The 14,342-nt window shown below is 57.9% G+C and carries 10 protein-coding genes; 2 read left to right on the top strand and 8 right to left on the bottom strand.

Annotation, left to right across the window (positions count from 1 at the left end):
* Position 1: 1 nt before the first annotated feature.
* The 3 genes from AC2TCY_RS13880 to hemB form a co-directional block, all read right to left on the bottom strand.
* Complete coding sequence (locus tag AC2TCY_RS13880; protein ID WP_480848148.1) at positions 2–2,467, bottom strand: penicillin acylase family protein; 2,466 nt, start codon at positions 2,465–2,467, stop codon at positions 2–4.
* Positions 2,468–2,633: 166 nt separating this feature from the next.
* Entirely contained in the window at positions 2,634–3,206 is a 573-nt protein-coding gene (locus AC2TCY_RS13875) for a lipid-binding SYLF domain-containing protein (RefSeq protein WP_480848146.1), read from the bottom strand.
* A gap of 142 nt (positions 3,207–3,348) precedes the next feature.
* Positions 3,349–4,347, bottom strand: coding sequence for a porphobilinogen synthase (gene hemB, locus AC2TCY_RS13870; protein WP_480848144.1), 999 nt, complete (start codon positions 4,345–4,347; stop codon positions 3,349–3,351).
* A gap of 120 nt (positions 4,348–4,467) precedes the next feature.
* Here hemB and AC2TCY_RS13865 point away from each other — a divergent pair, with 120 nt between their 5' ends.
* On the top strand, positions 4,468–4,995 hold the full coding sequence (locus AC2TCY_RS13865; RefSeq protein ID WP_480848142.1) for a component of SufBCD complex: 528 nt from the start codon (positions 4,468–4,470) through the stop codon (positions 4,993–4,995).
* An 18-nt stretch (positions 4,996–5,013) separates the two neighbouring features.
* The gene (mfd, locus tag AC2TCY_RS13860; protein WP_480848140.1) at positions 5,014–8,469 is read left to right on the top strand and encodes a transcription-repair coupling factor; all 3,456 of its coding nucleotides are present in this window, start codon (positions 5,014–5,016) and stop codon (positions 8,467–8,469) included.
* On the opposite strand, the gene AC2TCY_RS13855 is transcribed toward mfd, so the two are convergent.
* The 5 genes from AC2TCY_RS13855 to AC2TCY_RS13835 form a co-directional block, all read right to left on the bottom strand.
* Entirely contained in the window at positions 8,466–9,143 is a 678-nt protein-coding gene (locus AC2TCY_RS13855) for an SH3 domain-containing protein (RefSeq protein WP_480848138.1), read from the bottom strand. The two genes, mfd and AC2TCY_RS13855, sit on opposite strands and share 4 nt — an antisense overlap.
* Positions 9,140–10,804: a tetratricopeptide repeat protein gene (locus tag AC2TCY_RS13850; protein WP_480848136.1), complete on the bottom strand. Its 1,665-nt coding sequence runs from the start codon at positions 10,802–10,804 to the stop codon at positions 9,140–9,142. Before AC2TCY_RS13850 ends, AC2TCY_RS13855 begins: the two co-directional genes overlap by 4 nt.
* A gap of 57 nt (positions 10,805–10,861) precedes the next feature.
* Positions 10,862–12,070 carry a multidrug effflux MFS transporter gene (locus AC2TCY_RS13845; protein WP_480848135.1) on the bottom strand — a complete coding sequence of 403 codons (1,209 nt, stop codon included), beginning with the start codon at positions 12,068–12,070 and terminating at the stop codon, positions 10,862–10,864.
* A gap of 74 nt (positions 12,071–12,144) precedes the next feature.
* Complete coding sequence (locus AC2TCY_RS13840) at positions 12,145–12,804, bottom strand: DsbA family oxidoreductase (RefSeq protein ID WP_480848133.1); 660 nt, start codon at positions 12,802–12,804, stop codon at positions 12,145–12,147.
* Positions 12,801–14,318: a class I adenylate-forming enzyme family protein gene (locus AC2TCY_RS13835; protein ID WP_480848131.1), complete on the bottom strand. Its 1,518-nt coding sequence runs from the start codon at positions 14,316–14,318 to the stop codon at positions 12,801–12,803. Before AC2TCY_RS13835 ends, AC2TCY_RS13840 begins: the two co-directional genes overlap by 4 nt.
* Positions 14,319–14,342: the final 24 nt, after the last annotated feature.

Genomic DNA, 14,342 nt, shown 5'->3' with positions numbered 1-14,342 from the left:
CTTACCGGGCAGGGATCAGGTTGGTGACACCAACTGCTGCTGCACGGGCGAGGTCTATGTCCAACGACATCGGAATGTACTCACCGCGCCGCCACAGCTGGGCCTGATCGTCATAGTAACGCGACAGGAAATGGCCGGACTGCCCCGTGGCAGTGATGAAGACGCTGCTGTCAGGATCGGCAAAGTCATAAACACCGCGATATCCCGCGCCATGGACGTTTTGGAACGGGTCTTCACCTTCGCCGGATGTCCGACCCCGCAGCAGAGTATTGTCGCCACCGCTGGTCGATTGGCGGATATTCACGAAGAACCGCAACACCGGAACTTCGCCCAGAACCGGGTGGTCGTGCGTTGCCTGATGCGCGTCGCCCCAGCGCAGGGATTCCAAGGCACTGCCATAACGCTCGGATATCCAGATCAGTGCATCGTCCAGCGCCAAACGCGACATGTCAGTGCAGGTTTCAACCGGCGCGCTTTGACGTACGTCACACCAGACTGACGCACCGTCGATGTCGCGATAAACCCGCTCGATGAACAACGGCTCGACATGCTTGAATTCACTGGCCAGTGGGCCAAGTTCATCCGAGATAAGGCGGATTTGCAACGCTCGTAGCCAGGCGGCATAGATCAACGGTTCCGGCAAGTGTTCGTTCATCTCGCCATTCCACTCGGCCAGAAGGCTCAGTGCGGTCTGGCGCTGACGTTCCAGCGTTCCTTCCGGGGCGGATTCGCCGGTGAACCAGAGGTCGGCGCCGATCAGGGGAAGCAGCGACCGGGCTGTAAAGCTGACGGTGTCAAGCTGAGCCTCGATAAAACTGTCGCGGGTATGAACCTCACGGGATTGCATCAGGCGTTCCCAGCGGTGCACGCGTTGCGTGTCACCCCATTCGTATGAGACGTGTTCAGGGAAAGGCCGGTCGATGATTTTGTTGTTGGTGTTTCCCAGAATACCGCCCGCGGGGGCTACAAACTCGGGGTTGTCCGAATAAGGAAGCCGCCCTTGCCAGCGGTTCCGCGCCAACCAGCCGGGTGTGGGGATGCGGCCCCGGCTTTGATTGTTCAGGTCCCGTTTGGGCATTGCTCCGATCAGCTTCATTCCAATCGTGTCCATGTCGACCAGCGAAAGGTTCTGTGATGGAGCAATGAAATCTTCAGCAACGGCAATTGCCTGCCGCACGGAATCGGCGTTCATCAGCGCCATCGACGCTGTCATCGATGTATCGCGCGGGCTGAGCGCGCTCCAGGACAGCGAGGCGACATGACCCGGAGGCGTAATGGCACTCAGATCGTAATGAGTACCTGGCAAGACCGGTCCATTTTCCGTCCATCGAAGGGTTAAGGTGATCGGGGCTTCGTCTTTGATCTCGATGATGGAGGGGCGCGTTTGAAACTCTTTGAACCCGTCCGGGGTCAGGTATTCTTCGGAGTTGTCGGGGTTCAGCCGCTCGATGTGTACATCCTGATCGTCCAGGTAGGACGAGGTCAGACCCCAGCCCAGTCGGTCGCTGCGCCCGGTCATGACAGCAGGAGCACCGGGGATGGTGGCACCGATGACTCCGCCTTTGGACAGTTCCAGCCGCGCCAGATACCATACGCCGGGGGCCGTGAAACCCAGATGAGGGTCATTGGCCAGCAAAGTGCCACCGCTGGCCGAGCGGGACGGGGCGGCGGACCACGCGTTTGAGGCCCCCGCCAGACCGCGCCGAGGGAACGGTGACAAGGGCGTCTCGGGCCAGCTTGTTCCTTCGGCGTAACGCGGCAGGCTTGGAAACAGAGAGGCATATTCGGGTAATGCGGCAATCCCTGGCCCGGGAACGTCCGGCAGGATATCGGCAAGGCGAGCCGGGTCGTTCAGCATAAGCGAAGTGCGGGCCCGAAGGACCTCATCTTCCAGGTGGCCTGACAGTTGCAAAGCCATCAGCTTGATTACGGCCAGGCTGTCGCCCGGTTGCCAAGGCGAAACAGGTGCGTTGAACAAGAACATCTCGGGCGCGCCGCGGCCCAGTGCTTTCTCGTTGATCTCGTCCAGCCGCGCGTTAACTCCGGCGGCGTAAGCGCGCAGGGCCGCCTTGGTATAGTCGTCCTGCACCTCAACTGATCGGTGTGCTAAACCGTACAGGTCGAACCGTCGCAGCAGCTTGTCGATATGCACTGTCCGCTGGCCAAAGATTTCAGATAGACGACCCTGTGCGGTGCGGCGCAAGACCGTCATCTGCCACAACCGGTCCTGCGCGTGCGCGTAACCCAGACCAAAGAAAACGTCGGGATCGTTCTGGGCCAGAACATGAGGCACATTGGCGGTGTCACGGACTATTTCGATCGGCGCAGTCAACCCTTTGACTTCAAGGGTTTGGTCGTAATTCGGCAGGGATTGGCTGGCAAGGAAATAGACCAGCCCAACGGCAGCCAGAACCAGTAAGATCAGCCCGGAGGTAATCCGTACCAGCCAGCGAAAGACAAGACCCATCCGTGCCCCACATATCCATTCAGTTTTCGTTTGGTCGCAGATTAGTGGATGCCCAGACCGACTGAAAGAGGATTACCCGCGTAAACCGCGTTGAAACAGGCCAAAAAACTTAAAACCCCGCCACATAACGCGGCGGGGTCCATCAGAGGGGAGTGGTAATTCGAATTTAAGGAATGATGCGTGTATACTTGATGCCTTCGACCGTCGCACCAAACAGCAAACCGGCTTGCCCAAATATTGCTGCCAACACCGGTTTCCGTAGCTCTGTCGTAGTGGTCGATATTGTGCTGCCGGTGGCATCAACGACGTATCCGATATCGGCGCCCGCGGTCCATCCGCTGGACCGGCGGAAATCGTTTAATGCATCTTCGGTCATGAAAAACAGAACATGCGCGTATTGCTGAGCGCCGATCTGCAAACCGGCCGAGCCTTTTACAGCGGAATAGTAGTCGACTGTCGCGCCCTGTATACGCAACGCGCCTTGGCCAAAGCCGCCGCCAAACATAAACCCGGCCTCGGTGATAAGCGGCATGACCAGCATGCCATTGGCCTTGTTGGCGATTTCAACTGTGTTGGGGTACTTGCTGTACATTTCGTTCAGCGTGGCATCGACACGGGCGTCAATCGTCGTTGCGTTTGAATTGCCGACGCCGTTGCCGCAAGCAGCGGTCAGCGTCAGCCCGGCCATGCCAATGGCAAAGCCGCGACGGCTCAGTCGGGGGGTATTGGAACTGCTCATGTTTCCTGTCTCTGTAGATGTGCCTGAGTTGCCGGGTCATCCCGATCTTATCTGCAAGAATACGCCGATTGCCTGCCCATGTCACGGGAAAGCTGTCCCGCAGCATAAAGCAATCGGCGAAAAATCGCGAAATGGCAGGGTTTTAGCCTTGAAGGATTCGGGCCACCTGCGGTGCGAAGTAGGTCAGAATACCATCGCACCCGGCACGCTTGAAGGCGAGCAGACTTTCAAGCATGGTCTTTTCGCCATCGATCCAGCCATTCTGAGCTGCCGCCTGGATCATCGCGAATTCACCCGAGACCTGATAAGCATAGGTTGGTGCACCAAAGGTGTCTTTGACCCTGTGGCAGATGTCCAGGTAAGGCATGCCAGGTTTGATCATCACCATATCGGCACCTTCGGTTAGATCGCGTTCGATCAGGCGCAGTGCTTCGTTCGAATTGGCCGGATCCATCTGATAGGTTTTCTTGTCGCCGGTCAGTGCGCCGGACGCGCCGACGGCATCGCGGAACGGTCCGTAAAAGGCACTGGCATATTTCGCGGCATAGCTCAGGATCATAACATTGTGATGCCCAGCCTTCTCCAACGCCGTCCGCATCGCACCGATCCGCCCGTCCATCATATCGGATGGTCCGATGATATCCGCGCCGGCCTCGGCCTGCGCAAGTGTCATCTTTACCAGTGCCTCGACAGTCTGATCGTTCACGATCTCTCCGTCCACGACGTAACCGTCATGGCCGTTGATGTTGTATGGGTCCAGCGCGACGTCTGTCATCACGGCAATATCCGGGGCTGCTTCCTTGACAGCCCGGATAGCGCGGTTTGAAAGGTTGTCCGGGCTCCAGGCTTCGGCGCAGTCTTCGGTCTTCAGGGAGGGATCTGTATATGGAAAAATGCAGATCGCCGGAATTCCCAGCGCCTGCGCCTCGACTGCGGCCTTGGCGATCAGATCGACTGAACGGCGCATCACTCCGGGCATTGAAGCTACGGGTTCCTCGATCCCCTCGCCATCGCGCACAAAGACGGGCCAGATCAAGTCTTCAGTTGTCAATGTGTTTTCTCGCACCAGCCCTCGGATCGTCTGCGATTGACGAGCCCGGCGAAATCGGGCGAGGGGATAGGGGGCGATGGTCGGTTTCATTGCGCGCTCTCCTTGAACATTCGCGCATTGGGTGGCATGAATTCTCCGTGGTCTCAAGGGTACCAATGGACGCGTCAGCGCGATGTAAGGCCCCAAGGACAGTAAACAAAGGGCTGGCGCTTGGACTTTTACTCTTCGATCTTCGAAATCATTGATATGCGCAGCTTTTCGAACCTGTGGTACTGGATCGGGTTGGCCGTGTTGTGGTCATCCGCGAGCCACTGGACGATCGGGGTTCCATATGACCTGGTGGTTCGGGCGCGGCGCGTGGGTGGCCAGACAGAGCAGGATCTGCTGGATATTGTACGCATCAATACGAACCGGTTGCTTTATATCACGGATGTTTCCGGTCTGGTCATCATGGCGCTGTGCTGTTTCATTTTTACCGGAATGGCGACGCTGGGGTTTTATTATGAAGTGGAATTTGCGCAGGCCGTATTCCTGCTGCTGTTTCCCTTGTGTTTCGTCGCTTTGGTGAATATTACGGCCGCCCGGCGGTTGAAACGACAGGAAGCGACGTTGGAGATCGTGTCGAAAACCCTGACACGCTGCCGGATTTACACTCAGCTCATCGGCATGGTGTCGATACTGATCACGTCGCTTTGGGGTATGTACCAGAACTTTTCGATCGGCGTTCTGGGCTGGTAAGAACGAAAGGGCGCGGCGATGCAGGCTCCGAACCACGTAACAGTTGGCGGTGCCCCCGAAGGGTTTGACGCACAGCTTGTGCTGAAAGAAATCGCGCGCTCTGGCGGACCGGTCTGTCACGTTGCACGCGATGACAAGCGGATGGAGGCAATGCGCGCCGCGTTGACCTTTTTTGCGCCCGACATGCCCATCTTTGTATTTCCCGGCTGGGACTGCCTGCCTTACGATCGGGTATCGCCAAACGCGGATATTTCCGCTGCGCGCGTTGCCACGTTGGCGGCGCTTGTCCATCAGATGCCGACACAGTTCGTTCTGTTGACCACGCTGAACGCGGCGACTCAGCGCGTACCGGCGCGCGACGTATTGCGTGAGGCGGCCTTTACGGCTCGGGTAAATCATCGCATCGACGAAGACGCCCTGCGCGGTTTTCTGGTCCGCATGGGGTTCACACAAAGCCCGACGGTCATGGAGCCTGGTGATTACGCGATCCGGGGCGGGATCATCGACATCTTCCCACCAGGCGAAACAGGACCGGTGCGTCTTGACCTGTTCGGAGATGTGCTGGATGGCGCACGCCGCTTTGACCCGGTATCGCAGCGCACGACCGAGAAGTTGGAAATTGTTGAACTTGCACCCGTGTCCGAGGTCATTCTGGATGACGCTGCGATCACCAGATTTCGACAGAATTACCGTATCGAATTTGGGGCGGCGGGAACGGATGATCCGCTCTACGAAGCAGTAAGCGCGGGCCGCAAGCATCAGGGCATTGAGCACTGGCTGCCTTTTTTTCACGAAAAACTTGAGACGCTGTTTGACTACCTGCCGGGTGCTACGATCTCGCTGGACGATCAGGTTACACCTGCGCGGCTGGCCCGCTGGGATAGTATCGAGGATCAATACGAAACCCGGCGTCTGGCGCTGGAAAACCGTTCGCAGATGGATACGGTCTATAAACCCACACCGCCGGGACTGCTTTACCTTGATGATGCGGAATGGGAACAGGCCGTGGGCGACCGCCGGGTGATGCAGTTCAGCCCTCTGCCACAGGCTAGCGGGCCCGGTGTGATCGACGCAGGGGGGCGGATCGGCCGCAACTTTGCCCCGGAGCGCCAGCAGGAAAGCATCAGTCTGTTTGGCGCCTTGGCCAGCCATATCCAGGGCAAGCTAGACAGGGGGCCGGTGTTAATAGCCTCTTATTCCGAGGGCGCCCGTGAACGCCTGACCGGGTTGATCGAGGATGAAGGTCTGGCCGAGGCCATTCCTGTCGCGGACGGCACCCGAGTTGGCAAGCGCGGTTTGCATCTTGCTGTCTGGGCGCTGGAGCACGGGTTTGAAACCTCTGATCTGACGGTGATTGCGGAACAAGACGTTCTGGGGGACCGTTTGATCCGCCAGCCCAAGAAACGCCGCAAGGCCGAAAACTTCCTGACCGAGACTCAGTCTCTTAGCCCTGGTGATCTGGTTGTTCACGTCGATCATGGAATCGGACGTTACGTCGGCATGGAGGTCGTGACGGCAGCAGGCGCGGCCCACGAATGTTTGCTGCTGGAATACGCGGAGCAGGCAAAACTTTACCTACCAGTCGAAAATATCGAGCTGCTGTCGAAATACGGTCACGACGAAGGTCTGCTGGATCGTCTGGGCGGTGGTGCATGGCAGGCAAAGAAAGCCAAGCTCAAGGAACGTATCCGCGAGATGGCGGATAAGCTTATTCGCATCGCTGCTGAGCGCGCATTGCGTAAGGCTCCGGTCATGGACCCACCGCCCCACGCGTGGGAGGAATTCAGCGCCCGTTTCCCATATCAGGAAACCGACGACCAGCTGCGCGCTATCGCGGAAGTGATGGAAGACATGCATTCCGGCGCGCCGATGGATCGCCTGATTTGCGGAGACGTGGGTTTCGGCAAAACCGAGGTTGCTATGCGTGCGGCCTTTGTTGCGGCCCTGTCAGGAGTTCAGGTAGCAGTCGTGGCGCCAACAACATTGCTGGCTCGTCAGCATGCGGCGTCTTTTAAAGAACGCTTTCGGGGATTTCCCCTGGAGGTTCGGCAGCTTTCGAGGTTTGTCTCCGCGAAAGAGGCGCAGCAAACCCGTGATGGGTTGGCGCGCGGTACAGTTGATATCGTCATTGGCACTCATGCGTTGTTGGCCAAAGGAATTCGATTCAACAACCTCGGCCTGCTGGTTATCGACGAAGAGCAACACTTCGGTGTGGCGCACAAAGAGCGCCTGAAGCAACTACGCTCGGACATCCATGTTCTGACCTTGACGGCAACACCGATCCCTCGGACGTTGCAACTCAGCCTGACTGGCGTACGCGACCTGTCGATCATCGGTACACCGCCCATCGACCGTCTGGCGATCCGCACCTATGTCAGCGAGTTCGACGCAGTGACCATTCGCGAGGCGCTGCTGCGTGAACATTATCGCGGCGGGCAAAGTTTCTATGTTGTCCCGCGTATCTCGGACCTGCCCGAGATTGAGGAATTCCTGAAAGAGCAACTGCCAGAGCTGACTTACATGGTGGCTCATGGGCAGATGGCTGCAGGCGAGCTCGACGACCGGATGAACGCCTTCTATGACGGCAAGTATGACGTTCTGTTGGCCACTACGATTGTGGAAAGCGGGTTGGATATTCCGACGGCGAACACGATGGTCGTACATCGGGCTGATATGTTCGGTCTGTCGCAGCTCTACCAAATCCGAGGACGCGTGGGACGGTCGAAAACCCGTGCCTATGCATACCTGACGACCAAACCGCGACAGAAGCTAACCGCCACGGCCGAAAAACGACTGCGCGTATTGGGTTCACTGGACACGTTGGGCGCAGGGTTCACACTTGCCTCGCAAGACCTCGACATTCGCGGTGCGGGAAACCTGCTGGGCGAAGAACAGTCCGGACAGATGCGCGATGTGGGGTATGAGCTTTACCAATCGATGCTGGAAGAGGCGATCGCCAAGATCAAAGCCGGCGAGATGGAAGGGCTGTCGGATGCCGATGACCAATGGGCGCCGCAGATCAATCTGGGCGTCCCCGTTCTGATCCCCGAAGACTACGTGCCCGATCTGGATGTGCGTCTGGGGCTGTATCGCCGCCTGTCGTCGCTTTCGACCAAGGTCGAACTGGAGGGGTTTGCCGCCGAACTGATCGATCGTTTCGGAACGTTGCCGAAAGAGGTGAACACGCTGATGCTGGTCGTCCGCATCAAGGCGATGTGCAAGCGTGCGGGGATTGCCAAGCTGGATGGCGGGCCGAAGGGGGCGACAATTCAGTTCCACAATGACAAATTTGCGTCGCCTCAGGGGCTGGTCGATTTCATCCAGAACCAGCGTGGCCTCGCCAAGGTCAAGGACAACAAGATTGTCGTTCGTCGCGACTGGAAAAAGGACAGCGACAAGATCAAGGGCGCCTTTGCCATCGCGCGCGATCTGGCTGAAAAAGTGATCGCCGAGAAGAAAAAGGCGAAAGCCTAGTCGCCGGTGACAAAGGTGCAGAGTTGCCAGTTACCAATTTCCGATTTCACGAACGCAGCACGATAGCCAACCATCGACCATAGAAAATCGCGGTGCATAAAGCCCGCGGTACCGTCCGTCAGGCGTACCTGTTGGTATTCAAGGTCTGGCTGGTAGTCAGGAATGATCACGACCTCATGGCTAATCTGCCCCAGAATCGCATCGTTCCGGGATGGGCCTTGCCGCAGCGAAACGTTTTCACCGACCACGAAAAAAGCGGTGAAAGGATCCAGCGATGCAGGCAACGTGATCTGCCATTGGTGCGGCATCCAGAACTCACCCTGATCGTCGAAATATCCGGGCTGAGACAAAGTAGTTTGCAAAGCGTTCCAGAACGTTTCACGCAAATCATCGGCTTCGGATCGGAACTCTTCTGTCAGAGTTTCCGGGGGAACTGTCAGATTGATGCGGAATTCCTCAGGGCCGCCGTTGCTGCCGTGGCTTAGATAAATGTCGGGGCAGGCTGAGGCGACAAGGAATTCTGTGTCACGGGCTTTGATCCGCTCCAGCAGTTCAGCCCGGAACGCGACCAGTGACGAATCCTGCGCCGCCTCATCCGCCGGAGGGAAGTTTTGCCGCTGGGCGAGGGCGGGGCCGCCGATCAGCAAGGCCAGAAAGATGAGGACAAGCTTCATTCGGCCGCCTTCATCGCTGCCTGAGCGCAGAAACAAGAGGCACCAACCGCGCGATCAGCACGTGCCAGAGCCAGATCCAGCCTTTGCTCGATCTGTTTTGTTTCAATGGCTTCGCCACGCGCCTTCAAGCAATCATGCAACCCCTTGAGACTCCAGACATTGTCGGGGTGAATGGAAGCTCGGCTTAGGGTGCCGCCCAGTCCCAGATCTTCGCGATAGACCTCTTCGGCCTCAGACACGTGTCCTTGTTCGAAAAGCAATGCGCCCAGTGCGTGGCGCGTCGGCTGCATCCAGCCCCATGGCTCGTCATATGGCAAAGTATCGTCCAATTCGACTGATCGGCGCAGATGGGCAAAGGCCATTTCGTAGTTCCCTTTGCGATATTCGATCTCGCCCCGCAGCATTTCAGCTGCGATTTCAAGCAGATCAATGACGCGGTTATTGTGAAGCCTACGCGTCTCCGGAACGCAGGTTTTGGCGGCTAGGAACAGGTTCTCCTCGGCTTCGGCCTCGGCAATCTGCCCCGTCGCTGCAAAGGCGACGGCACGGGCATAGTGCGTGGTGACCGTCAGGGTGCGGTACAGGTCCGGGTCGGATGGCAGCCCCAACATTTTGGCCTCTTCCCACCGGCCAAATCGGATCAGGATATGCGGGCCCATGGACATGTAGCTTTCGAAGTAGTCCGCCATCGGCGGGCTTTCGATGCGCAACATTTCTTCGGGCGTTGTATCCCATAGACCCTGATTGGCACGCAATGCAGGCTCTATCTGGCCCAGAAACAGAGCGCCGTAGATGGCGAAGTGATAATTGTGCTGGCGGTAACCGGTATAGATGTTGAACGCACCCTCGCGTTCGTAATATTTCAGATCGGCTTCGGTGGCCTTGGCGTTCCAGTAGGTAACGTTGTGATAATGGCCGCACAGAACATCGATGTGCGTCGGCATGTGCACCAAATGGCCAGCATCCGGCACCAGTGTGCGCAATATGTCCCCGGCTTGCAGTGCCTTTTCCGGCGTGGGTGACATCTCCATCAGATGAACATAGAGGTGCAAAAGACCAGGATGGGTCAAAGCGTCGGAGTCGTTGGCCATAGCCCATTCCAACGCCTCTTGTGCCTCCAGTGTTGCAGCGCCTTCAGCGGGCTGACCAGTTTGCAGGTTCCACATCTGCCACGGAGTAAGGTTCAACAGTGCCTCGACAAAGACTGTTCGCAGATCCAGGTGATCGGGTTGTTCCGCAAAAGCTGCGCGCATAGCGTCGGCGAAGTCATAATCCCACTTGTGCATGTCTGGGACCGGTTCCCGCTGCGGATAGCGCGCGGGCAGGGCGTGGATCAGGGCCTGCTCGACGGGCGTACCACTCTCTGCCAGAGCCAACGCCTTTTGCGTTGCGTCATATGCTGTGGCCAACGACTTTGTCTGACCTTGATCGTCGCGCAAATCCCAGGGCAGGTTGTAATTTGGGCCAGCAGCATAAGCGATGCCCCAATGCGCCATGGCGCAGTCAGGATCAAGCTCTGCGGCGCGCTGAAAGCAGGCGACGGCTTCATCGTGATTATAGCCGTAGGTCCAAACCAGACCACGGTTAAACCAAATTTGAGCTTCAGCCGAGGATGTCGTCACCGTACAGGAATACGTGCCGAGATCGTAATCATAACTCATTGAAATCCTCCCCTCGAATTGAGGGTAGGTTAGCGTGTTTCGACAAGGCTGGACAGATCAGGCGAGTAGTCTGTTTTCGATCCGGCCCATATGCAGCATGAGGCCGAAGGCAACGATGCACATGGTCAGAATACCTGCTGTCAGGGGGGCTATGGATCCGTCAAACAAAAGGCCCACCGGAGCGGCAATGGCGGCTGCCAGAACCGTGGATATCGATCCGATTACCGAGGCCGCCATACCCGCGATGTGGCCCATCGGCTCCATCGCGATGGCGTTCAGATTGCCCATGGTGACGCCTGCCATAAAAAACACGGTTGTTTGCCAAAAGACGAACAGTGCAAAAGAACCCTCGGGTGTAAGGTCAGCCATACTCAGCACGATGACAGCCGACGTGATCAGGATTTGACCGCCCAGCGCCCAGGTCACAATACGGCGCATGCCTACCCGGACAACAACCGCTGCGTTCAGCAAACTGGCAGAGCCAGACATCAGCGCCACAAAGCCGAACCAGAATGGGAAGCTTTCGGCGCGGTCATGCACCACGTCATATACCGGTTGCACCATGGTCAGCATGGTAAACAACATCCCCATACACAGTGTCTGAACCAGAATGGACAGCCGTACGGTGGGGTGGGCAATCATTTCCTGCACGGCGGCGACCATCAAAGGCAGGCGAAACGGACGGCGGTTTTCCGGTGCCAGAGACTCGGGCAGGCGTGCGGTCATCCAAAGGACAACGATGAGTGCAAACAAAATGAACGAGATAAAGATGCCGCGCCAGCCAAACAGAGCGATCACACCCGCGCCCAGCATCGGCGCGATGGCGGGAACCAGCGTGAAGATCATCATGGCAATCGAAACAATGCGCGCCATTTCCCGACCAGAGTAGAGATCCCGAATAATGGCCATCGCGACAACGCGCGGACCAGCAGCGCCCAGACCTTGAACGACACGCGCCGCCAGCACCAGCTCGAGCGAAGAACTTGCCCATGCGACCGCCGAGGCCAGAATGTACAGTGCAACTCCGCCATAGATTACTGGCTTGCGCCCGATCGCATCTGAGATGGGTCCGGTGAAAAACGTGCCGATTCCCATACCCAGAACAAATGAAGTCAGGATCAGTTGTGCCTTATTCAAGTCGTTCGGGCTTAGCTGCGCGCCAATTTCGGGCAGCGCAGGCAGCATGGAATCGATCGAAAATGCGATAGTCGCGAACATCATCGCGATCAGGGCGACAAACTCACCCCGAGACATGCGATTGGCCATGAGAAACTCCTTCCCACTGGCGCTATCACGACAAGACAGGTTGAGCTAGGTGGGAAAATGCACAGGGATATGTGTTATTCTGCAGGAGAGGCCTCAATCTGAGACATGATTTCGGCGATCACTTTAGCCCAAAGCTCAGGCGGTTGCGCACCGGGCACGGCGTGCTGGTTGGCAACGATGTAAGTCGGGACTGAACTGATACCCATTTGGCGTGAATGGCTGTCGCGGTTGCGTATGTCCTCGCGATCTGCGTCTGATTTCAACAGTTTCTGTACCACAGCTGCATCCATCCCCACGCTGTCGGCGATGTCGGCCAGAACCTCGTGCTGGCCAATGTCGCGGGCTTCGACGAAATAGGCATTGAACAGGGCATCCACGACATCGTTCTGCTTTCCCTCGATTCCGGCCCAGTGAATCAGGCGATGTGCATCAAGCGTATTCGGAGTGCGCTTCATACCTTCGAAATCAATCTTGAGCCCTGCATTCTCGGCATGTTCGACCACCGGGGCATAGGCGCGTACCGCTCCGTCTTTACCCCCGAATTTGCTTTCAAGATATTCCCGCCGGTCCATACCGGCATCCGGCATGTCGGGGTTCAGCTGAAAGGGATGCCATTCGATCACGAAGGGGTGGTTCGGCACATCCGCCAACGCCTTGTCCAGATGCGTCTTGCCGATATAGCACCACGGGCAGATCGGGTCGGACATAATGTCGAGTTTCACGGTCTGGGTCATTCGGACGTCGCCTTGAAATAGGCCGGCAGGGCGCGGCGCAGGAGTTTGCCATTGCCACCGGTGGGCAGGGCGGGCAGGTGAACAAAAGCGCGCGGTTGTTTGTAGCGCGCCAGATTGTCGGACACATAGGACCGTAAGGTGCTTTCGTCCAGTTTTTCCGGGCCGGTGTAAAAGGCCGCAATCACATAGGTGTCGGGTTTGACCTCGACAGCGGCGGCGCCGACTTGTGCAATGCCGGGGTGACGGGACAGCACGGCCTCGACTTCGACCGGAGAAACCCGGTATCCGCCTGCGTTCATCATGTCGTCGGCCCGACCCAGATAGGTGATCTGCCCATCGACGGCCATTGCTCCCTGATCCCCGGTCAAAAACCAGTTACCCTGCATCCGCGACTGCGCCTCGTTCGGGGCGTTGAGATAGGTCAGCATCATCCCGGGATCGTCGCGGTGGACAGCAATTGTGCCTTCCTGGCCTTGGGGCACAGGGCCATCAGGGCTCAAGATTGCCACGCGGCGACCGGGCTGAGGCTGCCCCAGCGACTCTCCTCGTGCCGGATGGGCCGGGCTGGACGAAATGAAGGTCGAACATTCAGACATGCCATAGGCTTCATAAAGTTCGGTTTCTGTCGCCTGAGTCCAATGTTCATGGAGAGGGCGGGACAGCTTTTCCCCAGCGCAAAGACCATGACGGAGATCAGGCAGGGCAGGCAGCTGTGGTTGTTGCAGGACTTTGCGAAAGACACCCGGAGCAGCGGCAAAGATCGTGGCCTTGTTCTGGTGCAACAATGCCGGAAGGTCGGCTGGGTCCGTGCCGGGTTCTGGGATCAGAGCGGTTGCGCCGATGGTCCAGGGATCCATCAACCCGGTGCCCAGTGTGTAAGTCCAGTTAAACGCACCCGCGTGACACAGCCGATCACTTTCACGCAGGCCATACCAGCCATCTACCATCATCTGTCGGGCCCAAATCGCCCGGTGGGCATGGGCCACGGCTCGCGGGCTGCCTGATGTACCGGAGGTATAGACTACGTAAGCCAACCTGTTCGGATCGCCGATTGCAAACTCGGCTGGCGGCAGATCGCGCATTGAGATCAGCTGATCCAACCCGATTTTCATCGGGTGTGGTGCACAGGCGATGGACGGATCATGTAGTATTGCCGTGGGTGACAGGTCCGAGATCATCCGGGCCGTTTCCGGTTCGGTCAATTGCGCCGAAGTCGGCACCGGGACAATCCCGACTGAAATTGCCCCCAGATAAGCGATCGGAAATTCCACTGAATTGCCCAGCCGCATCAACACAATGTCGCCGGGGCGCAGGCCGGCCCGCAGCAATCCTGTGCCCGTGCCTAGAATTGCAGATTGCAACGCGGCAAAGCTCCAATCCTGGGTGCCGTGCGGGCTCAGGATAGAAAGGGCAGTCTTTGTCGGAAGGTTTGCTGCATGACGCAGGACATGTGCCGCCATGTTGAACGGCGCAGGGCAGGGCGGTGGTGGGCCTTGATCGAAAACTGACAGCATGCCGACTGGCTATCGTGGCAGCTG

This window comes from Ruegeria sp. HKCCD7181, from assembly GCF_057221055.1.
This window is presented reverse-complemented; position numbering and strand designations above follow the sequence as displayed.